This window comes from Pseudomonas sp. o96-267 (genome assembly GCF_003935465.1).
Taxonomy (GTDB): domain Bacteria; phylum Pseudomonadota; class Gammaproteobacteria; order Pseudomonadales; family Pseudomonadaceae; genus Aquipseudomonas; species Aquipseudomonas sediminis.
On the sequence record NZ_RHQP01000004.1, the window covers coordinates 56,875 to 79,686 of the forward strand.

22 protein-coding genes are annotated in these 22,812 nt (G+C 64.1%); 12 read left to right on the plus strand and 10 right to left on the minus strand.

The window, feature by feature from the left end:
* Window positions 1-40: 40 nt before the first annotated feature.
* Window positions 41-811: a MetQ/NlpA family ABC transporter substrate-binding protein gene (locus EGJ86_RS03705; RefSeq protein WP_100546623.1), complete on the plus strand. Its 771-nt coding sequence runs from the start codon at window positions 41-43 to the stop codon at window positions 809-811.
* Between the two features lie 86 nt (window positions 812-897).
* Here EGJ86_RS03705 and EGJ86_RS03710 read toward each other — a convergent pair whose 3' ends face one another.
* Window positions 898-1,326, minus strand: coding sequence for a GFA family protein (locus EGJ86_RS03710; protein WP_125834102.1), 429 nt, complete (start codon window positions 1,324-1,326; stop codon window positions 898-900).
* 3 nt (window positions 1,327-1,329) lie between these two features.
* Window positions 1,330-2,220 (minus strand): LysR substrate-binding domain-containing protein, encoded by an 891-nt coding sequence (locus EGJ86_RS03715; protein ID WP_125834103.1) that lies wholly within the window; start codon window positions 2,218-2,220, stop codon window positions 1,330-1,332.
* Between the two features lie 112 nt (window positions 2,221-2,332).
* On the opposite strand from EGJ86_RS03715, the gene EGJ86_RS03720 reads away from it, so the two are divergent.
* The gene (locus tag EGJ86_RS03720) at window positions 2,333-2,758 is read left to right on the plus strand and encodes a VOC family protein (RefSeq protein ID WP_084341967.1); all 426 of its coding nucleotides are present in this window, start codon (window positions 2,333-2,335) and stop codon (window positions 2,756-2,758) included.
* Between the two features lie 33 nt (window positions 2,759-2,791).
* On the opposite strand, the gene EGJ86_RS03725 is transcribed toward EGJ86_RS03720, so the two are convergent.
* The gene (locus tag EGJ86_RS03725; RefSeq protein WP_125834104.1) at window positions 2,792-5,674 is read right to left on the minus strand and encodes a GGDEF and EAL domain-containing protein; all 2,883 of its coding nucleotides are present in this window, start codon (window positions 5,672-5,674) and stop codon (window positions 2,792-2,794) included.
* Window positions 5,675-5,965: 291 nt separating this feature from the next.
* On the opposite strand from EGJ86_RS03725, the gene uvrD reads away from it, so the two are divergent.
* The 5 genes from uvrD to EGJ86_RS03750 all read left to right on the plus strand — a co-directional run bounded on the left by uvrD (window position 5,966) and on the right by EGJ86_RS03750 (window position 12,165).
* The gene (uvrD, locus tag EGJ86_RS03730; protein WP_125834105.1) at window positions 5,966-8,149 is read left to right on the plus strand and encodes a DNA helicase II; all 2,184 of its coding nucleotides are present in this window, start codon (window positions 5,966-5,968) and stop codon (window positions 8,147-8,149) included.
* A 23-nt stretch (window positions 8,150-8,172) separates the two neighbouring features.
* The gene (locus tag EGJ86_RS03735; RefSeq protein ID WP_125834106.1) at window positions 8,173-9,267 is read left to right on the plus strand and encodes a TRAP transporter substrate-binding protein; all 1,095 of its coding nucleotides are present in this window, start codon (window positions 8,173-8,175) and stop codon (window positions 9,265-9,267) included.
* 49 nt (window positions 9,268-9,316) lie between these two features.
* The gene (locus tag EGJ86_RS03740; protein ID WP_125834107.1) at window positions 9,317-10,399 is read left to right on the plus strand and encodes a TRAP transporter substrate-binding protein; all 1,083 of its coding nucleotides are present in this window, start codon (window positions 9,317-9,319) and stop codon (window positions 10,397-10,399) included.
* A 173-nt stretch (window positions 10,400-10,572) separates the two neighbouring features.
* A complete protein-coding gene (locus EGJ86_RS03745) occupies window positions 10,573-11,154 on the plus strand; it encodes a TetR/AcrR family transcriptional regulator (RefSeq protein ID WP_125834108.1) in 582 nt (193 codons plus the stop codon).
* Window positions 11,155-11,310: 156 nt separating this feature from the next.
* Window positions 11,311-12,165, plus strand: a complete 855-nt coding sequence (locus tag EGJ86_RS03750; RefSeq protein ID WP_074855775.1) for a Tim44 domain-containing protein — start codon at window positions 11,311-11,313, stop codon at window positions 12,163-12,165.
* 122 nt (window positions 12,166-12,287) lie between these two features.
* On the opposite strand, the gene EGJ86_RS03755 is transcribed toward EGJ86_RS03750, so the two are convergent.
* The gene (locus tag EGJ86_RS03755) at window positions 12,288-12,758 is read right to left on the minus strand and encodes a GNAT family N-acetyltransferase (protein WP_125834109.1); all 471 of its coding nucleotides are present in this window, start codon (window positions 12,756-12,758) and stop codon (window positions 12,288-12,290) included.
* 104 nt (window positions 12,759-12,862) lie between these two features.
* Between EGJ86_RS03755 and EGJ86_RS03760 the strand changes: the two genes are divergently transcribed.
* Window positions 12,863-13,270 (plus strand): SMI1/KNR4 family protein, encoded by a 408-nt coding sequence (locus EGJ86_RS03760; protein WP_037005543.1) that lies wholly within the window; start codon window positions 12,863-12,865, stop codon window positions 13,268-13,270.
* Window positions 13,271-13,423: 153 nt separating this feature from the next.
* Here the strand turns inward: EGJ86_RS03760 and EGJ86_RS03765 are convergent, their stop codons facing one another.
* Window positions 13,424-14,077, minus strand: a complete 654-nt coding sequence (locus EGJ86_RS03765; protein WP_106734143.1) for a GntR family transcriptional regulator — start codon at window positions 14,075-14,077, stop codon at window positions 13,424-13,426.
* 247 nt (window positions 14,078-14,324) lie between these two features.
* Here EGJ86_RS03765 and EGJ86_RS03770 point away from each other — a divergent pair, with 247 nt between their 5' ends.
* Both EGJ86_RS03770 and EGJ86_RS03775 read left to right on the plus strand, forming a co-directional pair.
* Window positions 14,325-15,719: an aspartate aminotransferase family protein gene (locus EGJ86_RS03770; protein ID WP_125834110.1), complete on the plus strand. Its 1,395-nt coding sequence runs from the start codon at window positions 14,325-14,327 to the stop codon at window positions 15,717-15,719.
* 90 nt (window positions 15,720-15,809) lie between these two features.
* The gene (locus EGJ86_RS03775) at window positions 15,810-17,177 is read left to right on the plus strand and encodes a glutamine synthetase family protein (protein ID WP_125834111.1); all 1,368 of its coding nucleotides are present in this window, start codon (window positions 15,810-15,812) and stop codon (window positions 17,175-17,177) included.
* A gap of 47 nt (window positions 17,178-17,224) precedes the next feature.
* Here EGJ86_RS03775 and EGJ86_RS03780 read toward each other — a convergent pair whose 3' ends face one another.
* Together EGJ86_RS03780 and EGJ86_RS03785 are read right to left on the minus strand one after the other, a co-directional pair.
* Window positions 17,225-18,487 carry a hypothetical protein gene (locus EGJ86_RS03780; protein WP_125834112.1) on the minus strand — a complete coding sequence of 421 codons (1,263 nt, stop codon included), beginning with the start codon at window positions 18,485-18,487 and terminating at the stop codon, window positions 17,225-17,227.
* Window positions 18,484-19,191 carry a tetratricopeptide repeat protein gene (locus EGJ86_RS03785; protein WP_125834113.1) on the minus strand — a complete coding sequence of 236 codons (708 nt, stop codon included), beginning with the start codon at window positions 19,189-19,191 and terminating at the stop codon, window positions 18,484-18,486. Before EGJ86_RS03785 ends, EGJ86_RS03780 begins: the two co-directional genes overlap by 4 nt.
* Before the next feature lie 88 nt (window positions 19,192-19,279).
* Here EGJ86_RS03785 and EGJ86_RS03790 point away from each other — a divergent pair, with 88 nt between their 5' ends.
* The gene (locus EGJ86_RS03790; RefSeq protein ID WP_092378887.1) at window positions 19,280-19,774 is read left to right on the plus strand and encodes an acyl-CoA thioesterase; all 495 of its coding nucleotides are present in this window, start codon (window positions 19,280-19,282) and stop codon (window positions 19,772-19,774) included.
* Window positions 19,775-19,809: 35 nt separating this feature from the next.
* On the opposite strand, the gene EGJ86_RS03795 is transcribed toward EGJ86_RS03790, so the two are convergent.
* A complete protein-coding gene (locus EGJ86_RS03795; RefSeq protein WP_125834114.1) occupies window positions 19,810-20,343 on the minus strand; it encodes a zf-TFIIB domain-containing protein in 534 nt (177 codons plus the stop codon).
* 122 nt (window positions 20,344-20,465) lie between these two features.
* Between EGJ86_RS03795 and EGJ86_RS03800 the strand changes: the two genes are divergently transcribed.
* Window positions 20,466-20,861: a DUF3301 domain-containing protein gene (locus EGJ86_RS03800; protein ID WP_099525138.1), complete on the plus strand. Its 396-nt coding sequence runs from the start codon at window positions 20,466-20,468 to the stop codon at window positions 20,859-20,861.
* Between the two features lie 12 nt (window positions 20,862-20,873).
* Here EGJ86_RS03800 and EGJ86_RS03805 read toward each other — a convergent pair whose 3' ends face one another.
* Window positions 20,874-21,752, minus strand: coding sequence for an alpha/beta fold hydrolase (locus EGJ86_RS03805; RefSeq protein WP_125834115.1), 879 nt, complete (start codon window positions 21,750-21,752; stop codon window positions 20,874-20,876).
* Window positions 21,753-21,789: 37 nt separating this feature from the next.
* A complete protein-coding gene (locus EGJ86_RS03810; protein ID WP_125834116.1) occupies window positions 21,790-22,767 on the minus strand; it encodes a GTP-binding protein in 978 nt (325 codons plus the stop codon).
* Between the last annotated feature and the right edge of the window lie 45 nt (window positions 22,768-22,812).

Here is a 22,812-nt window from a genome sequence, read left to right on the forward strand (position 1 = left end):
CCGCGAGACCCGCGCCAACCTTCCCAAAAGGAACCTTGAAATGAAGAAGCTGCTGACTGCCATCGCCGCCTGCGCGGCCTTCTCGGCCCAGGCCGAAACCCTCAACGTCGCCGCCACCCCGGTGCCGCACGCGGAGATCCTCGAGTTCGTCAAACCAGCTCTGGCCAAAGAAGGCGTGGAGCTGAAAGTGCGTGTATTCACCGATTACGTGCAGCCCAACCTGCAAGTGCAGCAGAAGAACCTCGACGCCAACTTCTTCCAGCACCAGCCGTACCTGGACGAGTTCAACGCCAGCCGCAAGACCGAGCTAGTCAGCGTTGCCGGTGTACACGTCGAGCCCTTCGGCGCCTACTCCAGCAAGATCAAGGATCTCAGCGAGCTGCCGCAAGGCGCCACCGTGGCCATCCCCAACGACGCCACCAACGGCGGCCGCGCCCTGTTGCTGCTGCAGAAGGCCGGTGTGATCAAACTCAAGCCGGAAGCCGGCATCCTCGCCACGCCGAAGGACATCGTAGAGAACCCGAAGGCGATCAAAGTACGTGAACTGGAAGCAGCCACCCTGCCGCGCGTGCTGAGCCAGGTCGACCTCGCCCTGATCAACACCAACTACGCCCTGGAAGCCAAGCTGAACCCGACCCAGGACGCCCTGGCCATCGAAGGCAGCGACTCGCCATACGTGAACATTCTGGTGACCCGCGCTGACAACAAGGACAGCGACGCCGTACAGAAGCTGGTCAAGGCCCTGCACAGCGCCGAAGTGAAGCAGTTCATCGAAGAGAAGTACAAAGGCGCCGTCGTCCCGGCGTTCTGATCGCCGCTGACACCCTGAGCAGTACCCGATGCCGCGCCGCTGCAAAGCCGCGCGGCATTTTCATGTCTGCGCGATGAGCGGCGTGCTCACGACGGGATAAAGCGCAGCACGCCGGCTTGCCGCGGCCCGGCGCCACTAGGGTCGTCACTGGGATGGGCGATGCCGTCGCTGACCGGCACCTCAGCGAAGTCGAACGGGCTGATGCCCTCCAGGCAGGCGACATTGACGCCGTACTGATGGGGATTGGAACGGCGCTGGTGGTGGGTGTAGATGCCGCAGCGTGAACAGAAGAAGTGCGCGGCGCTCTGGGTGTTGAAACGATAAGTGGTGAGCAGGTCTTCACCCTGCAGAATACGAAAGCCAGCCAGCTCGGCCGAGACCGCCACCGCCCCGCGCATGCGGCAGTAGGAGCAGTTGCAGCGCCGTGCGCTGTGCAGGCCATCGCTCAAGGTCACGTGAAAGCGCACACCGCCGCAATGGCAGGCGCCGTTGATTTCGCCGATATCCTTGTTCATCCGTCAGACCTCCGCTCGACAGGAAACCTCATCATAGGTTGGATCAGCCAGGCACTGCAGCAACCAGTCCAACGCCGGCTGGCGCTGGGCGCGGCGCAGGGTCGCGACCAACTCGCGGTGGAAGGTGAGCTCACCCAGTTCCAGTACGCGTAGCGCCTGGGGTCGGTTACACCACAAGCCGGCACGGGGTATCAGCGATACACCCAGCCCACACTCGACCATACGCACAATGGCCTCCAGCTCATCCAGCTCCAGCGCCTCGCGGGGCGTCAGCCGTTGTTCGCGGAGGAAACGCTCGACCTGGCGACCGCCGAAGGAACGGCGGTCATAACGCACGAAGGGCTGCTCGCGCAGCAGTTGCAGCGGATCGTCCCCCGGCAGGCCTGGCGGTACGATCAGCACGAAGGGTTCGCGAGCCAGGGGGACCTGCATCAGTTCCTTGGGCAACTCGAAGGGCGGGCGGATCAGTACCGCCAGATCCAGTTCACCGGCATCCACCTGCCCCAGCAGATCGAGCGAGACACCCGGCACCAGCTTCAGCTCGACCCGTGCGGCCTGAGTACGAAAGCGCACCAGGGCCTCGGGCAACAGCCCTGTCTGGACACTGGCGATGGCACCAATTTTGAGTTCGCCCTGCCATTCGGCCAGCGCCGTCGGCATCGCCATCTGCGCGTAAAGACCCAGTATCTGTTCTGCCAACGGTAAGGCGTGGCGTCCACCGGCACTGAGCACCGCGCTGCGGCCGCTGCGATCGAACAGGCGTACGCCAAGGTTCTGCTCCAGCACGCGCATCTGCGCGCTGACGGCAGATTGGGTCAGCCCTACGCGCTGCCCCGCAGCAGCGAAGGTGCCATGCCGGGCTACGGTGACGAAGGTTTTCAGCTCACGCAGCATGGACGCCTCGATTGATCAAAATTATTTGAGCTTGCGAGTAAGGATATTCGCTTTCAATCGATTTGGCTGTTGCTAGGCTAGCCCGACAGACAATAACCAGAGGTATTCCGTGATGTCCCTTGCGCCCTTCCACCTGGCAATTCCCGTTCATGACCTGGCTGCCGCGCGACATTTTTATGGCGAGGTGTTCGGCTGTGCCGAGGGTCGCAGCAGCGACCACTGGGTGGACTTCGATTTCTTCGGCCACCAGTTGGTGATCCATGAAGCGCCGAAGATGGCCTACCAGGAATCGGCCGCCAGCAACCCCGTGGACGGCCACGACGTGCCGGTGCCGCACTTCGGCGTGGTGCTCGGCTGGGCCGACTGGGAAGCGCTGGCCGAGCGCCTGCGCAGCCGCGAGACGAAGTTCGTCATCGAGCCCTACGTACGCTTCAAGGGCCAGGTCGGCGAGCAGGCCACCATGTTCCTCCTCGACCCCTGCGGCAACGCGCTGGAGTTCAAGGCGTTCAAGGACATCGGCCAGCTGTTCGCCAAGTGAACGCAGGCTACTTGGTTAGCGAGCAAATGCCGTTCAATCCAGTGGATTATCGATCTGCGCACGCAGCAGCTCGGCGAAGGCGCTTGCCTCCACCGGGCGGCTGATCAGAAAGCCCTGGATCTCATCGCAGTTCTGGCTCTTGAGAAAGTCCATCTGCGCCTGGGTTTCCACGCCCTCGGCCACCACTTTCAGCTCCAGGCTGTGGGCCATGGCGATGATCGCGCGGGTGATCGCTGCGTCCTCGCCACCGGGCGAAAGATCGCGGATGAAGGTCTGGTCGATCTTGACGTAGTGCACCGGGAAGCGCTTGAGGTAGCTGAGTGAGGAGTAGCCGGTGCCAAAGTCGTCGATGGCCAGTTTGACCCCCAGCTCCCGTAACTGGCGGAAGGTGACGATGACGCTGTCGACGTTGTCCAGCAGTTGGCTTTCGGTCAGTTCCAGCTCCAGGTACTGCGGCGCCAGGCCGGTTTCTTCGAGCACCTGGCGCACCAGGCTGGTGAGGTTGCCCTGGCGCAACTGATACACCGAGATATTCACCGACACCCGTATCTGCGCCAGCCCTTGCTGCTGCCACTGGCACGCCTGGCGGCAAGCCTGACGCAGCACGAACTCGCCAATCGGCGCGATCAGCCCGGTCTCTTCGGCCAAACCGATGAACTCGCCAGGCGCCACCATGCCCTGCTGCGGATGGCGCCAGCGCACCAGCGCTTCGGCGGCGTTGAGCTGGTCATCGGCGAGGTTCAGCTTGGGCTGGTAGAACACCTCCAGCTGGCCTTCGTCGATGGCCTTGCGCAGCTGATTCTCCAGTTGCAGGCGCTCCAGGGTGCAGGCCTGGAGGTTGTCGGTGAAGAACTGGAAGGTGTTGCCGCCCAGGTGCTTGGCATGTTGCACGGCCATGTTGGCCTGACTGATCAGTGCGCTGATCTCGCGCGCATAGTCCGGCAGCAGGCTGATGCCCAGCGAGGCGCTGACCACCAGCTCGTGGCCACCCACAGTCATCGGCACACGCAGCTTGGCCAGCAGTCGGCTGGCCACCCGCGCCAAGCTGGAGAGGCTGCCGTAGGCATCGAGGATGATGGCGAACTCATCACCCGACAGCCGTGCAATGCAGTCAGCTTCCGGCACGGCCTGGGTCAGGCGACGGCTCATCTGCCGCAGCAACTGGTCAGCCACTTCATGACCGAGGCTGTCGTTGAGCAGCTTGAAACGGTCCAAGTCGATGTGCACCAAGGCGATGCTGCGACCGCTCTGCCGTGCGCGCTGGCTGGCCTCGTGCAGACGCTCCTTGAACAGGCTGCGGTTGGCCAGGCCGGTCAGATCGTCGTAGTGCGACAGGTAGCGCAAGCGCTCCTCTGCCTCGCGTCGCGCGCTGAGGTCGGCGAAGAAGCCGACGATTTGGCTGGGCCGGCCGCTGGCGTCGCGCACCAGATTGAGCTGCAACCATTGCGGGTAAAGCTCGCCACTCTTGCGAGTCTCGATCAACTCGCCCTGCCAGGTGCCGCTGCTGTCCAGCTCCTGGCGGATCATCTGGTATTGCCGGCGCATCTCGCGGCTGCCGATCAGGCTGGTCACCGTGCGTCCGAGCACTTCCTCGCGGTTGTAGCCGGTCACCGCGCTGAACGCGCGGTTGACTGCCAGCACGCGGTAGTCGGGGTCGAGAATGAAGATGCCTTCGCTGGCCGCCTCGAATACGGTCGCCGCCAGGCGCTGCTGCTGCTCCTGCTGACGTCGCGCGCTGACATCGCGTCGCGTGCCGAGCATGCGCCGCACACGGCCGGCGGCGTCGCGCTCGACTGCACGGCCTCGGTCTTCGACCCAGACCCAGTGACCATCGACATGGCGCACGCGGTACTCGATCTGATAATCCTCGCTACGTCCCTTGAGGTGCCGGACCAGCGCCCGACGCAGCCCCGGCAGGTCATCCGGGTGCAGGCGCGGCGTCAGGTCACGCAGCATCACTTGTACCTGGCCCGGCTCCAGGCCAAACAGCTCGCGCAGGTGCGAGTGGTGTACCTGGTCGCTATCCAGGTCCCAATCCCACAGCCCCAGCTCGCTGGCTTCCAGGGCCAGGGCCAGACGCGCCTGGCTCTTGCCCAGGGCATGGGTCGCTTCGTCCAGTTCCAGGGTGCGCTCGGCCACACGCATTTCCAGCTCGCCATGGGCGCCGCGCAATTCGCGCTCGGCGCGGCGGCGCTGTTCCACTTCGCGCGCCAGTTCTTCGTTGAGCCCTTCGGCACACTGTTTGGCACGCTCCAGGTTGCTGATCAGCGCCAGGTTGTGAAAGCGCTGCAACAAGCTGCGCTGCACCAAACGATTGACCTGCCAAGCCACCACCAGCAGGGCAAGAAACAGGATCACGCTGAGCAGCCCCCAGCCGCGTTGCAGGCCGCTGCCTGAGAGCAGCAGGTAGCCGGCCGACGGCAGCAAGCAGGGCAAGGCGAAAGTGAGGAAGGCAGGCAGGCTGACGGCATAGGCCACGCTGGCCGAGAGAATGGCAGCGGCGATCAGGCCATAGACCAGCGCCTGCTGGTAGAACACATCGGTAGGCACCAGCACGATCACGGCGAAGGCGAGGGTCAGCCCGGAAGCACCGGCGCCGAAGAGGAAAATGCGTCGCCAATAGGGCTCGGCCTGACGACTGGGCAGCGCCTCGTTGAAGGCATTCACCTGGGTCAGGCGCAACAGCGCCAGCAGCACCACCCAAGCCAGCCAGGCAGCGAGCATCGGTGCATTCTGGTTATTCCACAGCAATAGGCTGCAGGCCAGGCCGACCAGCAGCATGAGCAACGTGGGCAAGCGCGAGCCCTGGAACAACAGACGGGTACGCTCAACGGCAATATCCGTGGCGAACTGACGCTCAGCCTGATGCGAGTCCAGCGTCACCTCTTGAACTACGGCGCTAGTCGTGGCGGTCATAGGCGATTTTCTTGTAATGGTTGCCTAAGGGTATTGGACGCTTTTTGTGGCGCTCCCAACCCTGACGTCGCGGGAGAATACCCGAGACAGACGCTGTGCCCAACAACGATGTGGCCCCTTTCACAGCTTGACGCCCAACTTTTGGCGGGCGCTGACGCCCCATGATGGCCTTTGGCCTTCTATCCATGCACATCTGCGCCCTGACCCACCAGTCGTCGGTTGCGTCCGGCTCGTTTCACCGCGCCTGGCTGACGGTTTGCCCTCCCCTGTCCGGCCCCCTAGAATGCCGCGATGCAAAATGACCTCGACCACAGACTCACTACCCTCAATCCCGCCCAGCACCATGCGGTCACCACGCCGCCTGGCCATCAGCTGGTGCTGGCCGGTGCCGGCTCGGGCAAGACCCGCGTGCTGGTGCATCGCATCGCCTTCCTGATCCAGCGCCTGGACGTCTCGGCGCACAGCATCCTGTCGGTGACCTTCACCAACAAAGCCGCCGCCGAGATGCGTCACCGCATCGAAGATGTGCTGGGCCATGCCCCTGCTGGCATGTGGGTCGGCACCTTCCATGGTCTGGCCCACCGCCTGCTGCGTGCACACTGGAAAGAGGCGGGCCTGGCCGAGAACTTCCAGATTCTCGACTCCGACGATCAACAGCGCCTGATCAAGCGGGTGATCCGTGAGCTGGGCCTGGACGAACAACGCTGGCCGGCCAAGCAGGCGCAGTGGTTCATCAACGGGCAAAAGGACGAGGGCATCCGCCCGCAAGGTATCCAGGCCAGCGGCGACCTGTTCCTGGCCACCATGCGCAGCATCTATGAAGCCTACGAGGCGGCCTGCGCGCGCACCGGTGTCATCGACTTCGCCGAACTGCTGTTGCGTGCCCTCGACCTCTGGCGCGACAACGCCGGGCTGCTGGAGCACTACCAGCGTCGCTTCCGCCATATCCTGGTCGACGAGTTCCAGGACACCAACGCCGTGCAGTACGCCTGGCTGCGCTTTTTGGCCAAGGGCGGCGAAAGTCTGATGGTGGTGGGCGATGACGATCAGTCGATCTATGGCTGGCGTGGCGCGAAAATCGAGAATATCCAACAGTTCGACAGCGATTTCGCCGATGCCGAGATCATTCGCCTGGAGCAGAACTACCGCTCCACCGCCAATATCCTCAATGCCGCCAACGCGCTGATCGCCAACAACCAGGGCCGCCTCGGCAAGGAGTTGCGCACCGACGTTGGCGATGGCGAGCCGCTGGCCCTGTATGCAGCTTTCAACGAGCACGACGAAGCGCGCTACGTGGTCGAGACCATCGAGGACGCCCTGCGCAAGGACGGCCTCAAGCGCAGCGAGATCGCCATTCTCTATCGCTCCAACGCCCAGTCGCGCGTGCTGGAAGAGGCGCTGCTGCGCGAGAAGATCCCCTACCGCATCTACGGTGGTCAGCGCTTCTTCGAGCGTGCCGAAATCAAGAACGCTATGGCCTATCTGCGCCTGCTCGACGGGCGCGGCAACGATGCGGCGCTGGAACGCATCATCAACGTGCCGGCGCGCGGCATCGGCGAGAAGACCATCGAGACCATCCGCGAATACGCCCGCGCCCATGACGTGCACATGTGGGAGGCGATCCGCCTGATGCTCGCGGTCAAGGCCCTGCCGGGCCGGGCCTCCGGCGCGCTGGCCAGCTTCATCGAGTTGATCGAGGGCCTGGCCGAGAAGGTGCTGCCCATGCCCCTGCACCAGATGACTCAGGTGGTCGTCGAGAAAAGCGGCCTGCTCGCCTATCACGAAGCGGAAAAGGGCGAGAAAGGCCAGGCTCGGGTAGAGAACCTGGAGGAACTGGTCAGCGCCGCGCGCGCCTTCGAGAACGATGAAGACGACGAGCTGACCCCGCTGCAGGCCTTCCTCACCCACGCCTCGCTGGAGGCCGGGGACACCCAGGCCGCCGAAAACGAAGACAGCATTCAACTGATGACCCTGCACAGCGCCAAGGGCCTGGAATTCCCCCTGGTGTTCCTGGTGGGCATGGAAGAGGGTCTGTTCCCGCACAAGATGAGCCTGGAAGAACCGGGCCGATTGGAAGAAGAACGCCGCCTGGCCTATGTCGGCATTACCCGTGCCATGCAGAAGCTGGTGATCAGCTACGCCGAAACCCGGCGTCTCTACGGTAGCGAGACCTATAACAAGGTGTCGCGCTTCGTCCGCGAAATCCCCGCACCGCTGATTCAGGAAGTACGCCTGAGCAACAGCGTCAGCCGCCCGGTGAGCACCAGCTCGATGGGTGGCGGCAGTCTGTTCGCCGGCAGCGCCGTACCGCAAACGCCCTTCAGCTTGGGCCAACGCGTACACCACAGCCTGTTCGGCGAGGGCACCATCCTCAATTTCGAGGGTGCTGGCGCCCAGGCGCGGGTCCAAGTGAATTTCGAAAACGAAGGCAGTAAGTGGCTGATGCTGGCGTACGCCAAGCTCGAAGCCTATTAGTACACCGTACCTGGAGATAATCGATGAATCGCCGCAATCTGTTCGGCACCGCTCTGGCGCTGATCGCCGCAATCGGCCTGGTTGGCTGCAAAGAAGACAAGGCTGCCAGCGAGCAAGCCGCTGCCAAGCCGGCAGAAATCATCCACTGGAAGATGGTCACGTCCTGGCCGAAGAACTTCCCTGGCCTGGGCACCGCAGCCGAGCGTCTGGCCGAGCGCATCAACGCCATGAGCGCCGGGCGCCTGACCGTCAAGGTCTACGCCGCTGGTGAGCTGGTACCGGCGCTGGAAGTGTTCGACGCCGTTTCCCGCGGCACCGCCGAGATGGGCCATGGCACCCCGTACTATTGGAAAGGCAAGGTCCCGGCTGCGCAGTTCTTCAGCAGCGTGCCTTTCGGCCTCTCCACCCTGGAAATGAACGCCTGGCTCAGCCACGGCGGTGGCCAGGCGCTGTGGGACGAAACCTACGCTCCCTACGGTGTGAAGCCGCTGTCGGCGGGCAACACCACCATGCAGATGGGCGGCTGGTTCAACAAGGAAATCAACAGCCTGAATGACATCAAGGGCCTGAAGATCCGCATGCCGGGCCTCGGTGGCGAAGTCTGGAGCAAGCTCGGCGCGATCACCGTCAACCTGCCTGGCGGTGAGATCTTCACCTCCCTGCAGACCGGTGCCATCGATGCCACCGACTGGGTCGGCCCTTACAACGACCTGGCCTTCGGCCTGCACAAGGCGGCCAAGTACTACTACTTCCCGGGCTGGCAGGAACCGCAGGCCGTGGTCGAATCCATGGTCAACCAGAAGGCCTTCGACGCCCTGCCCGCCGACCTGCAGGCCATCGTCGTCGAAGCCGCGCGTGCCGCGACCCTGGACATGATGGACGACTACGTGTTCAACAACGCCAAGGCGCTGCAGAGCCTCAAGAGCGAAGGCGTGCAGTTCAAGCGCCTGCCGGACGAGGTGCTGCAAGCCATGCGCGAGCAATCCGACGCGGTGCTCGAGTCCCTGGCTGCCGAGAACGATCTCAACGGCCGCATCTGGGCCTCGCAGAAGGCCTTCCTCGAAGAGGCCAGCGCCATGCAGGCACTGACCGAGAAAGAGCTGTACAACTGGCGTTGAGCCAACTGAACGGGGCTGAAAAGCCCCGTTTTTCTTAGGGATTGCGCCCATGCATCTTCGTTCGCTGCTTCTACTGCCCCTGCTCGCCTTCAGCCTGATCGGCTGCAAGGAAGACTCCGCACCGGCCAATCCGGCCACCGCCCCCGCTCAGACCTTCCACTGGAAGATGGTCACTACCTGGCCGAAGAACGCGCCCGGCACCGGCACCGCCGCCGAACGCCTGGCCGAGCGCGTCAACGCCATGAGCGCCGGGCGCCTGACCATCAAGGTCTACGCCGCTGGCGAGCTGGTGCCAGCGCTGGAAGTGTTCGACGCCGTCTCCCGCGGCACGGCCGCGCTCGGCCACGGCACACCCTATTACTGGAAGGGCAAGGTGCCAGCGGCGCAGTTCTTCGGTGCGGTGCCTTTCGGTTTGTCCACCCTGGAAATGAACGCCTGGCTCAGCAAGGGCGGTGGTCAGGCGCTGTGGGACGAGGCCTATGCACCGTTCGGCCTCAAGCCGCTGACCGCGGGCAACAGCACCATGCAGATGGGCGGCTGGTTCAACAAGGAAATCAACAGCCTGGCTGATATCAGGGGCCTGAAAATCCGCATGCCGGGCCTCGGCGGCGAAGTCTGGAGCCGCCGGGGTGCGACCACCGTGGTGATGCCGGGCGGCGAAATCTTCACCTCGCTGCAAAGCGGCGCCATCGACGCCACCGACTGGGTCAGCCCTTACAACGACCTGGCCTTCGGCCTGCACAAAGCCGCCAAGTACTATTACTACCCGGGCTGGCAGGAGCCGCAGTCGGTGCTCGAACTGCTGATCAACCAGAAAGCCTTCGACGCCCTGCCCGCCGACCTGCAGGCCATCGTCACCGAAGCGGCGCGTGCGGCGACCCAGGACATGATGGACGACTACGTCTACCACAACGCCCTGGCGCTGGATGAACTGAAGAAGAGCGGCACGCTGCTCAAACGCTTCCCCGACGAAGTGCTGCAGGCGATGCAACACGAGAGCGAACAGGTGCTGGGCGAGCTGGCCGCACAAAGCGAACTCAATGGTCGCATCTGGGCCTCGATGCAGGCGTTCCAGGCGCTGGCCATCCCCATGCATGCACTCTCGGAAAAAGAGCTGTACGACTGGCGCTGAGCCGCTCAGCGCTATAGCACTTGCCCTTGTGGGAGCCCCGCCCCGGGGCGAAGCTTTAACCCAGCTTCGCGGCGGGGCGCCGCTCCTACCCATGCGGCGCGGCCACATCTACCTATCTGGCTCCGTTTGTCGCTCCAGGCGCCACCTCAAGCCCTGGCGGCCATACTTCAGGGATGAAGAAAAAGCCGACCGACCCTGCCCACATTCTTGATAACGCTCTGCAACTGGCCGACGTCTGTGGCTGGGAGCGCCTGCACCTGTTCGACGTCGCCGCCGCGCTCGATATCGGCCTGGATGATATCGCCCGCCATTACCGCGACAAGGATGACCTTGTGGAAGCCTGGTTCGACCGAGCCGACCTGGCCATGCTCGGTCACGCGAAAAATCCCGGCCTGCTGGGGCTGAACGCCGAACAGCGTCTGGAAAGTTGCCTGCTGGCCTGGCTCGACAGCCTCGCCGCACATCGGGCCGTCACCGGGCAGATGCTGCTGTACAAGCTCGAGCCCGGCCATATTCACCTGCAGCTGCTCGGCCTGATGCGCGTCAGCCGCACCGTGCAGTGGTGGCGCGAAGCAGCCGGACGGCAAAGCCTGCACCTGCGCCGTATCGCCGAAGAAACCCTGCTCACCAGTGCCTACCTGCGCAGCTTCGTGCATTGGCTGCGTCATCCCGAAGAGGACGCAGCAACCTTCCGCGCCTTTCTGCGTGCTCAACTACGCTGCGGCCCGCTGCCTCTGCTGCTACAACGCCCCTAGGGTGAGCCATGCGCACCAGGGGCCGCTTCGGTACCAAGCCGGGCAGTCACGGCGCCATCCAGTGCAGGCAAAAGCCAGAAACATTCTGTCACTGGTCATGCCCCCCTATGACGGGCAAGATGCCGGCCAAGCTTTTCCATAAGAGAGAAAACCGTGATGCAGCGTTTCCTCAGTATCGCCATGGTTCTGTGCCTGGCACTGACCTTCAGTTTCGAAGCCCACGCCAAGCGTTTTGGCGGTGGCAAATCCTTCGGCTCCGCACCCAGCCACCAGACCCGCCAGGCCACGCCGCCGGCGCAATCGGCTGCCCAGGCACCCGGTCGTCAGCAGCCTGCCGCTGCCGCCAGCGGTGCTTCGCGCTGGCTCGGCCCGCTGGCCGGTCTGGCCGCCGGTGGCCTGCTGGCCTCGATGTTCATGGGTGATGGTTTCGAAGGCCTGCAGATCATGGACATGCTGATCTTCGGCCTGATCGCTTTCCTGCTGTTCCGCTTCCTCGCCGCCCGTCGCGCTCGCCAACAGCCGCAAATGGCCGCTGCCGGTGCGCCGTACCAGCGTGAAATGCCGAACGCCGACAACGCGCCGGCCGCTGGCAGCAATATCTTCGGTGGTCGTCTGGCCTCGGCCGCTCCGGTGATCAACGCACCGGCCTGGTTCAATGAGCAGAGCTTCATCGCCGCCGGTCGCGAGCACTTCATGAACCTGCAGCAGCACTGGGACGCCGACGAGATGGACAAGATCGCCGAGTTCGTCACCCCGCAACTGCTGGACTTCCTCAAGCGCGAGCGCGCCGAGCTGGGTGACGGCTTCCAGTCCACCTACGTCGACAACCTCGACGTGCAACTCGATGGTGTCGACGACAACGCCGAAAAGACCATCGCCACCCTGACCTTCAGCGGCGTGTCGAAGACCTCGCGCTTCGACCAGGGCGAACCGTTCAGCGAAAGCTGGCGCCTGGAACGCGCCCAAGGCGACAACCAGCCCTGGCTGATCGCTGGCATTCGCCAGAACTGATCGCGACGACGCAGAAAAAACCCGGGCAAGCCCGGGTTTTTTATTGCGGCATTTGCCGGTTATCGCGGCTGAAGCCGCTCCTACGACGTGGGAGGCGCTTTAGCGGCGACGTCCCGTCCCCATCACGACAGATCCGTAGCAGCCCGGCGCATGCCAATATGCGGGATGTCGTCCTCCAGATACACCTCGCTCACCGCCTCGAAGCCATAACGCCCGTAGTAGCCCTGCAGGTGCGCCTGTGCCGACAGATAAACCGGCACCCCCGACCAACGCTGACCACACTCGACCAGCGCCCGCTCCATCAGCCGGTGGCCCAGCCCGCTGCCGCGCGCCCGCTCGGCGATCACTACCCGACCGATCACCACCTCGCCGTCCATGCGCTGCGGATCGAGCAAGCGCAGATAACCCACCAGCCCAGATTCATCACGCGCCAGCAGGTGGCAGGTGTCACCGACCAGGTCCTGGCCATCGGTTTCCAGATAGGGGCAGTTCTGCTCGACCACGAACACCTGGGTGCGCAGTGCCAGCAGTTCATAGAGGGTCGCAGCATCGAGTTCGCTGTGGTGCAGGCAGTGCCAGGTAAGAGATGACATGAAAGGCTCCGCAAAAGCGCCAGTATGCAGTGACAACGACATGTTTTCATTCTGCCGGCCAGCTACTGTATAAAGCCGATCCCCCAAGATGAGGAGCCGACGCCGTGGAAGAAGTCATCGAACAGTTGCGCGAACTCAACGAGCCGGTACCGGTACCGCTGGAGCTGCCGGAAGAAGAGACCCTGGTGGAGATTCAGGAGCAGATCCTCATCCACTTGCCCTTCGAGCTGCGCGAATACCTGCTCAAGGTCAGTGATGTGGTTTACGGCCGCCTGGAGCCGGTGACCGCCAGTGATCCGCAATCACACACCTACCTGCCGGAAGTCGCCTCGGTGGCCTGGGATCTTGGCCTGCCGCGCGATCTGGTTCCGCTGTGCCAGGACGGCCGCGATTACTACGCAGTGGACGTGGAAGGCCAGGTCTGGCTGTGGGATGGCGACGAAGGCGAGCTGACCGACGAAAGCTGGGACTCGGTCTGGCACTGGTGCCGTGACGTCTGGCTGGAAAGCTGATCAAGCCTTCGCCCTGGGGTGCGCCCTACGGACTATCGGCTTCTCGAACGCCGTCGCCGCTGAAGCGCCTCCCACGATGTGTGGCCGCGACTCAGCCCCGTGGGAGGGGCTTCAGCCGCGAGCCTCATCAAGCGAGTTACGCGAGCAGCGCCCTCACACCTCGCCCTGCTCCAACGCCAGCAGGTTGAGCAGAAAGCGCGCGAAGTAAAGCAGATCCTGCTCCATTGCCTGGCGAGCGCCCTTGGCGTCGCCGGCTTCGATAGCGGCAAAGGCGTCTTCATGAAAGTCATTGAGCCGCAGCGACAGGTCGGCGCCGGTGAACAGCCGGTTGAAGAAGGGGCCGATCTGCAGCCATAGCGACTCGATCGAACGCAGCAACACCGGGTTGCCACATGCACCGTACAAATGCAGGTGAAACTGGCTGTTGGCGTTGAGGTAGTCCTGCACCTGGCGCTGCTCGATGGCGGCGTCCATGCGCTGCACACAGTCACGCAGCAGGGCCAGGTCGCTGCTGTCCAGACGCGGCGTGGCCAGCTCCACTGCCAGGCCTTCCAGCGCCAGGCGCACCTGAAAGATGTTTTCGTAGCGCTCGCGGGTCATCGACGGGACGCGCACCGAGCGCTGCTGCTCGCCCTCCAGCGCGCCCTCGGCCACCAGCCGCTGCAGGGCCGCGCGAACCGGCATCGGGCTGGTGCCCCATTCGGTGGCCAAGTCGCGGATCTTCAACCGCTCCCCAGGTTGGAAACGTCCGACCAGCAAGCCTGAGCGGATGTTCTGATACAGCTGCTCCTGCAGATTGTCAGCCATGTGCCACCTCCATCGGTGGCGCCGGCAGTTGGGCAAGGGTCAGGCTACAGTCACGCATGGGAAGCTCCGATTGAAGATGCGGCGAGTCTACGACAGGAACTGATTTTGTGTGAAAAATGGCTGAATATGAAATTTTTCGTGATCACAAATAGAGTTTTAAAGCCGAAATAATCGATCCTGATCTAAGCATTTACTATTTTGTGATCACAAAATATCATGCCAGCAGCATTCAATCGAGGTATGCCCCATGACCACCGCCAGTGGCATCAGCCAAGTCGCCGTTGACCGTTTCGTCGCCGCCGAGCGCGAGCGGTTCCTGTCCCGCAATCCGAAGTCCGTGGCCCTGGCCGAGCGCGCCCGCCATTCACTGTACGGCGGCGTGCCGATGCACTGGATGGCCGACTGGTCGACACCGGTACCGCTGTTCGTCGAGCGTGCCAAGGGTGCACGTTTCTTCGATGTGGACGGTCACGAGTACATCGACTTCTGCCTGGGTGACACCGGCACCATGTTCGGCCACTCCCCCGATCCGGTGGCCCGCGCCCTCGCCGAACAAGCGAATAACGGCCTGACCACCATGCTGCCGGGCGAGGACGCAGTGGTTTGCGGCGAGCTGCTGGCCCAGCGCTTCGGCCTGCCCTACTGGCAGGTGACCGCCACCGCCACCGACTCCAACCGCTACGTGCTGCGCTGGGCGCGCGCCATCACTCAGCGCAAGACCCTGCTGGTGTTCGACGGCTGCTACCACGGCACCGTCGACGACGTGATGGTGCGCGAACGCGATGGCCAGACCGTGCACCGCTCCGGTCTGGTCGGCCAGGCCTACGACCTGACCGAGCACAGCCGCGCCATTCCCTTCAACGATGTCGCTGCGCTGGAAGCCGCATTGGCTCAGGGCGACGTCTGCGCCCTGCTCTGCGAACCGGCGATGACCAACATCGGCATGGTCCTGCCCGATCCAGGCTTCATGCAGAAATGCCGCGAGTTGACGCGTAAGTACGGCAGCCTGCTGATCATCGACGAAACCCACACCATCTCCACCGACATCGGCGGCTGCACGCGCCTGTGGGGCCTGGACCCGGACTTCTTCGTGGTCGGCAAGCCGATCGCCGGCGGCGTGCCTTGCGGCATCTTCGGTTGCAGCGCAGAGATGGCAGGCGCCATGACCCAGGCGCGTCAGCGCGCCAGCGAGGCAAGCCACGGTCACGGCCACAGCGGCATGGGCACCACCCTGTCGGCCAACGCCCTGGCCATGCACTGCATGCGCGCCAACCTGGAACAGGTGATGACCCAGACGGCCTACGACCACATGCTGCCGCTGGCGGCGCGTCTGGCAGAGGGCTTCCGTCAGCTGATCGACAAGCACGGCCTCAAGTGGTCGGTGACCGAGCTGGGCGCGCGTTGCGAGTTCCAGTTCTGCGCCACGCCACCACGCACCGGCGCCGAGGCCGAAGCGGCGTTCCATGACGAGCTGCAAATGGCCCTGCACCTGTACCTGATCAACCGCGGCATTCTGATCACGCCATTCCACAACATGACCCTGTGCTGCCCGAGCACCACAGCGCAGGATGTGGACAAGCTGATCACCATGCTCGATCAAGCCCTCACCGAGCTGCTGGCCATCCCCGGCGCCCGCGAGTAATTCATCGATCAGCCTGTGGGAGGGGCTTTAGCCGCGACAGTCGCCGCTAAAGCGCCTCCCACGAGATAACGACTCACTGTGAGAATCACCATGCAATTCGCCAACCCGCAGGAAGCCCGCGACTTTCTCGCCGCCCACCCCGAGGTCCGCAGCATCGAGCTGATGCTGATCGACGCCAACGGCATCCCGCGCGGCAAGCTGCTGCATCGCGACGAGCTGCTGGCCATCTACGAAACTGGCCGACCGCTGCCCAGCTCGATCCTGTCGCTGACCATCCAGGGCGAGGACGTCGAGGAAAGCGGCCTGGTCTGGGAAGTGGCCGACGCCGACTGCTGGACCTACCCGCTGCCCGGCAGCCTGACCCTGCAACCCTGGCGCGCGGTGCCTACCGGCCAGCTACAGGTGAGCATGCACCCGACCCAGGGTCTGCCGGCCACGCCGGGCGACCCACGCCACGTGCTGGTGCGTGCCATCGAGGCGCTCAAGGCCGATGGTTATCACCCGGTGATGGCGGTGGAGCTGGAGTTCTACCTGCTGGACAAGCAGCGTGACGCCAATGGACGCCCACAGCCGGCCTTACAGATGAACGGCGTGCGCCCACAGGCGCCGCAGGTCTATGGCGTGTACGAGCTGGAACAGGTGCAGCCATTCCTCGACGATCTCTACGCCGCCTGCGAGGCGCAGGGCCTGCCGGTGCGCACGGCAATCTCCGAGTACGCCCCGGGCCAACTGGAGCTGACCCTGGAGCACCGTTTCGATGCCCTGCAGGCGGTGGACGAAGGCGTGCGCTACAAGCGCCTGGTCAAGGGCGTGGCCAACAAGCATGGGCTGCAGGCCTGCTTCATGGCCAAGCCATTCGGCGACCTGGCCGGTAGCGGCATGCACATGCACGTGTCGCTGGCCGATGCCGAGGGCAACAACCTGATGGCCAGCGAAGATCCACAAGGTACGCCGCTGCTGCGCCATGCCATCGGCGGCATGATGGCCACCCTAAACGATGCCCTGGCGATCTTCTGCCCCAATGCCAACTCCTTCCGCCGCTTCCAGGCCAACAGCTACGCGCCGCTGGCCAAGAGCTGGGGGGTAAACAACCGCACCGTGTCGTTCCGCGTGCCGGGCGGGCCAGCCAACAGTCGCCATGTCGAACACCGCATCTGCGGCGCCGACGCCAACCCGTATCTGGCTGCGGCGGCGATCCTCGCCGGTATCCACAAGGGCATCCGCGAGCAGATCGATCCGGGGGCGGCCATCGTCGGCAACGGCTACGAACAGGCACGCGAAACCCTGCCCACCGACTGGCTCACTGCACTGCGCAATCTTGAGGATTCGAGCTGGGCACGCGAAGCGCTCGGCGAGGATTTCCTCAAGGTGTTCCTGGCGATCAAATGGGCCGAGTACCGCCAGTTCATGGGAGAGGTGGGCGAGCAGGACTGGCGCTGGTATCTGACTCACGCCTGATCGTCGCGGACGATGAGTTGGCGGCGAACCCTGCCGCATATCCTTATCTACAGCGGCATGCAGCGCCCATTGAATCCCGCGTCGTGCGGGCCGTCGAAACACAGCTGGCCGCGTCCATCGGGCTCGGCCAGCTGTGTCGGATGGTAGGGGTTGCGGACATCCGGCATGTTGGCCAGCTGCTCGGCATCGAAAGGCCCCGGAGGCAGGCTTACCACCACGGCCAACAAGCGGCGCTTCGCCTCCAGGTCATGCAAGCGCCCGGCATACAGGCGCATGTCCGGGCCGGCGATAGCCAGCAAGATGTTGCCAGCCCGGTTGCGCATGCCGCCAACCGAGGCCGGTCCGGGAGCCGGCTCCTGCAGCGCGGCGGCGAACGCATGCGGCTCCAGCTGCGACAACTCCACGGCCCGCACATAAGGCGTCAGGCTGGCGTTGATGGTCATCTGCGGTCGGAAAAACAGTAGCAGCCCAAGGTATTCCCGGCCGGAGACGCTCTCTGGCAGCTGCGCATACATCTGCGCGATACCGTAGAACTCGCGCTGCATGGGCTTGAGCAGCGAGCGCTCGGCCGCGCTGAAGGGCTCCGGAACCGACGGGCGCGGGATCAGCCCATGGCGATAGAGACGAACCTGCCACTCCAGGTTGTCGCTGATCAGCCGCCCCAGCAGCATCTTCAGAACCAGGTTGTCCGCGCGCACCAGTTGCTGGCGCAGTAGCCTGAGCTCCTCGCGCAACCCTCCCTGCGCCACATCGCTTTGGCCATCGCGGGCCATTTTCAGCATGAGCAGATCGTGCACCCGCTGGCCCGCGTAGATATAAGTCAGGCGCGGTAGCGGCTCGGCGAGGCTCACCGAGGTCAGCGTGCGGTAGTCATCCATGTTGAGAAAATTCCAATAGCGCCGCTGCAGAGCGAACCACTCCGGGGCGATACGGCTCCCCAGGTCGGCCTGTGCCAGCAGGCTGTCGAAGCAGCCGGGCGCCTCGACTCGGCAGAACAGTCGCCCTTCTGGAAACTGCAGGCTGGCAACGGTCGGCCCCGAATAATCGCTATCGGTCACGCCGCGCCCGGCGTACCAGCGCTCATAGTGCTGCAGACGGTCCGCACCCAGTGCCTCGGGCTGCTCATCGAAAGGGGCATCGATTCCGTTGAGGAAAAGGTACGCACGGCTTTCGCCCGTTGCCGCCTGCACCTGCTGCTGCCAGTCCTGCACCTGGGCGCCAGGCGGCTCGTCACGCAGCCAGGCGTAGCCGCCCACGAAAAGCAGCGCCGACAAGCACACGATCAGGACAGCAGCCTGCCCAGGCCTCATGGGCTGACCTTGATGTAACGCCCACCGACGCTGATGCCCATGCCGCCGTAATCCTGGCAGCCCTCGGCGAATACCTCCTGCACGCGCAGCTCGATGCCTTCACGCAGCAGTTGCACTGCGCAATCGTTGCCCAAGCCGGCGTCCTGCAGGCGCATCTGCACCTCGTCGCCGACCAACTTGCCATCCAGCTCGCCAATCGCAGCCGGGCCGTACTCTTCGACCCGACCGCCGGCGCGTACGGGCGAGAAACTGGCAAGATAGCCGCCATTGCTGTCTTCGCTGATCAGCAGCTCGCTCCATACCGCCTGGCCGCCGTAACGCAGGTAGCGTCCGGTCGGGCTGGCGGCGAGTGTCGGGTAATCCAGCGCCTCGGCTACCTTGGTCAGGTGCAGGCGAGTCGAGGAGCCGCTGAGGTTGTTGTCCAGCGCCACGCCTAACCAGGCGCGCGCCATGCCGGTCTGGCCGGAGCGCAGGTTAGTTAGGATGAGATTGTTCAGTGCCAACTCCAACTGTGCCGTATCGCCATCCTCGACGCGTCGTAACTGACGTTCGAACGCTTCGATGGCTTGCTTGAAGCGGCCGTCCTGATAGGCCGCGCTGCCGACCTGGTTGCACTGCACCGCTGTGGCGCATTCTTCGGTCGCCTGCACGGCACCGGCGAGCCCTAGCAGAGCCAGGAGCAGAAATTTCGAGCGAATCAGCATGGATGGCATCCTTGCAATAGTGAGTGTGTATCTTGCATAGCACCAGCAGGCCTTACTCTCATAAGCCCCACACGTACTCGGAGCGACGATGGAAGCCGGAACCGCGCAACTGACGATGACCGTACTGATGACACCGGATATGGCCAATTTCTCCGGAAATGTCCACGGCGGTACGCTGCTCAAGTACCTCGACGAAGTCGCCTACGCCTGTGCCAGCCGCTACGCCGGCTGCTACGTGGTGACCCTATCGGTGGATCAGGTGATGTTCCGTGAACCGGTGCACGTCGGCGAACTGGTCACCTTCCTCGCCTCGGTCAACCACACCGGGCGCACGTCAATGGAAATCGGCATCAAGGTGATCACCGAGAACATCCGCGAGCGTTCGGTGCGCCACACCAACAGCTGCTTCTTCACCATGGTTGCGGTCGATGCCAATGGCCGCCCGGCACCGATTCCCGAACTGCAACCGGACACCGCCGACGGCCTGCGCCGCCAGCGCCAGGCCAAACAGCGCCGACAGATTCGCGAGGAGTTGCAACAGCGCTACCAGGCGTTGAGCGAAGAGAAGAACGCCGAAGCGTAGGGCGGTGCAACCGGCCGCAGATGGCGCCTCGCGCCTCAATCGTGACCGATATAGAACAACAGCTCACGGCGCTGCGGGTGATCCTTGAGCCAGGTACGAATCTCGTCGGCGCGAGCGATGGCTTCTTCGCCGGCAATGCGGCTGAAGCGCTCGCGCCGAGCCTGTTCGCTGGCCTCCTGCCGTACCTGGCGCTGCCAGCCATCGGTGAAGATCGCCGGCATGCGCTGGCTCAGCTCCAGGGCCTTGAGCAGTTGCCATTCGCCGCTGTCCAGCCAGGCTTCATCGCACGTGCCGCACAGGTCGAGACGATTGGCGCGGGTGCCGCTTATCTGAAACTTGCTCATCAGCTTGGCGCACTTGGGGCAACTCAAGGCATGACTGGTTTCGCCCACTTCAGCCTCGGCGGCCAGTTCGCTTGATGTCTCTTGTGCTGGTTGACGCTCGGCCCAGTCGCGGTAGTGCAGCAGGCTGACCAGCGTGCCTTGGCACTGTGCGCAGCCATGGCCGAGCAGGCCATCTTCGAGTTTTGCCGGTTGCAGGCGAGTGGTGCGGCAGGCGGGGCAATGCATGGTGACGTCCTTTTCATCTGAAGAGAGCGAACGCTAATGCAGAGCCGACGCATGGGCAAGCCACTGTGCTGAGAAGCACGTGGCAGATAAGCTAAGCTCTGTCTCCCGAAGCTGGAGTCACCATGATCAACCTGTTCGATGTGTTCTTGCTGATGCTGTTCGCCGCTGCCTGCGCCTGGCTATGGCGCGGCCACGGTATTCGCGAGCGTGCGCTGGCCTTCGCCAAGCAGCACTGCGCCAAGCTCGACGTGGAGCTGCTCGATGGCGCCGTGGCATTGCGTCGTCTGGCCATCCAGCGTGATGCCAAAGGCCATCGTCGCCTGGCGCGACTCTATGACTTCGAGTTCACCGTCACCGGCGAGCAACGACTGCGCGGGCATATCAGCATGTTCGGCCCGCACCTTGGCCGCATCGAACTGCAGCCCCACCCGATATTGGAACCGCAGCCCGAGCCGGTTGCGGTGCAGCAGCCAGGCAATGTCATCCGCCTGGAAGACTGGCGGCGCAAGGCGCAATAGCGCCTGCCCGATTCAACCGCGCTGCAGCAGGAAAGCGGCTACACGCTCGGCGCTGTCCGCCGGCTGCTCCTGCATGAAGCAGTGCCCGCCCGGCACCACCTGACTGCGCACGTGGGCGTTGCTCGCGCACCAGCGCGCCACGGACTTGGCAACGAAGGGATAGGTGTGCGCACCGTGAATCACCTCGGTCGGCGTCGTCACCTTGGCCAGCGACGGCCACAAGCGCCGCGGGAAGGAGCCGAAGATATCCGCCTCACGGCTTGGCCGGCACTTGAGCTCGACACCGCCCTCGACATCCTTCAGCGCATGCTCGATATAGGCGTCGAACGCTGCCTCGTCCCAACCACGGAACATGCCACGGCCATGTAACGCGGCGTGCGCACTGGCGCGGTCAGTCCATTGCCGGCGGCGCTTGTGCGCCTTCTTCGCCATGCCGGTGCGCTGCGCCAGGCCGACCACGTCGGACAATGCCATCACCCCGATCATCGCCGGGCTGAACAGCACCGGGTCAAGCAGCACGGCACGCCGGAACAGCTCGGGATGGCGCGCCAGAATCAGGCTGGTGAGCACGCCGCCGAAGCTGTGCCCGAGGGCGAAGCGCGGTACGTCGCCGAATGGCCCACGCAAGGTGTCGAAGGCCTCCACCGCCAGCTCAGCGCTGCGATTCCAGCCATGGAAGCGGCCGCCATGATCGCTGTCACCATGGCCCTGTACATCGCACAGCCAGAGGTCGAAGTCCTCGGCCAACGCGGCCAGCATCGGCGTATAGACGCGCCCGCAATAGCCATTGCCGTGCAGGAAATGCAGCAACGGCTTGCCCGACGGCGGCGTGTGCCAGCCGCGCAGGGTGAAGCCGGCAGAGGTGTCGTGAGACCAGGGCAGCAGTTGCATGAAGGTTATCCACAGCGACGAGAGCGCGGCGAGTTTATCAGCCCACCGCCGGGATTCGGCACGCAGCGAACGAAGCGCTTAGCGTTTTGGCGTCCTGCGCCTGATCGAAGATCAATTCCAGCCGCGAGTCCTTGCGCCATTCGCTCGGAGTCCAGGCCTGTAGCGCTTGCCCCTGCAAGGCATTCAGCGAGTGCCAACCTTCGTCGCCGTGCAGCACGGCCTTGGCCCTGCGCCAATCAATACGCCGCAGCCACTGGCTGACCTGCGCGAGATCGAAACGCTGGCTGGGGTGCCAGCGCCAGCCAATGCTCCAGCCCTCTGCCTGATCCTGCACCTGGCAGATCGGCTCCGCGACATTGCGCCAGATCTGCGCCAGGCCCGCTGCAGCTGCGGGTAACTCGGCACTCGCCTCGACGGGCGAAGCCTGCGCCGCCAGGCCCGGCAGCAAGGCCAGGTCGAGCCGGCCCTGCACGCTCCAGTACAGCGGCACGGGCGGCAGGCTCGCGGCAATTCTCGCCCGGCTCGCCTCGTCCAGAGACTCGCTCTTGTTCAACAACACCAGACCCGCCTCATCCAGCGCCTGACGCTGCACGTCCGGCAACGGCTGACCGCTAGCCAGTGCGGCAGCATCAAGCACCATCAGTGCCGGTTGCACGGCCAATACGCCTAGCCAGGGCGGCTGACGCAGTTGCGCCAGCAACTGCACCGGATGCCCCAAGCCGGATGGCTCGATCAGCAAGCGATCAGGCTTCGCTTTGCGCAGCAGGCGGCCGAGGCCGACCTGAAATGGCGCGCCATTGACGCAGCACAGGCAACCACCGGCCACTTCGGCCATGGCGATACCGTCGTCGCCCTGCTCGAGCAAGGCAGCGTCCAGGCCGATCTGGCCGAATTCGTTGATCAGTACCGCCCAGCGCTCGCCCGCCGGTTTTTGCGCCAGCAGGTGACGGATCAGCGTGGTCTTGCCGGCGCCGAGCGGGCCGGCGATGAGGTGGGTAGGGATTTGACTGAGCATGAATTGATGTTCGGTGGTTCGCCAGACAAGTGCCAGCACAGACTG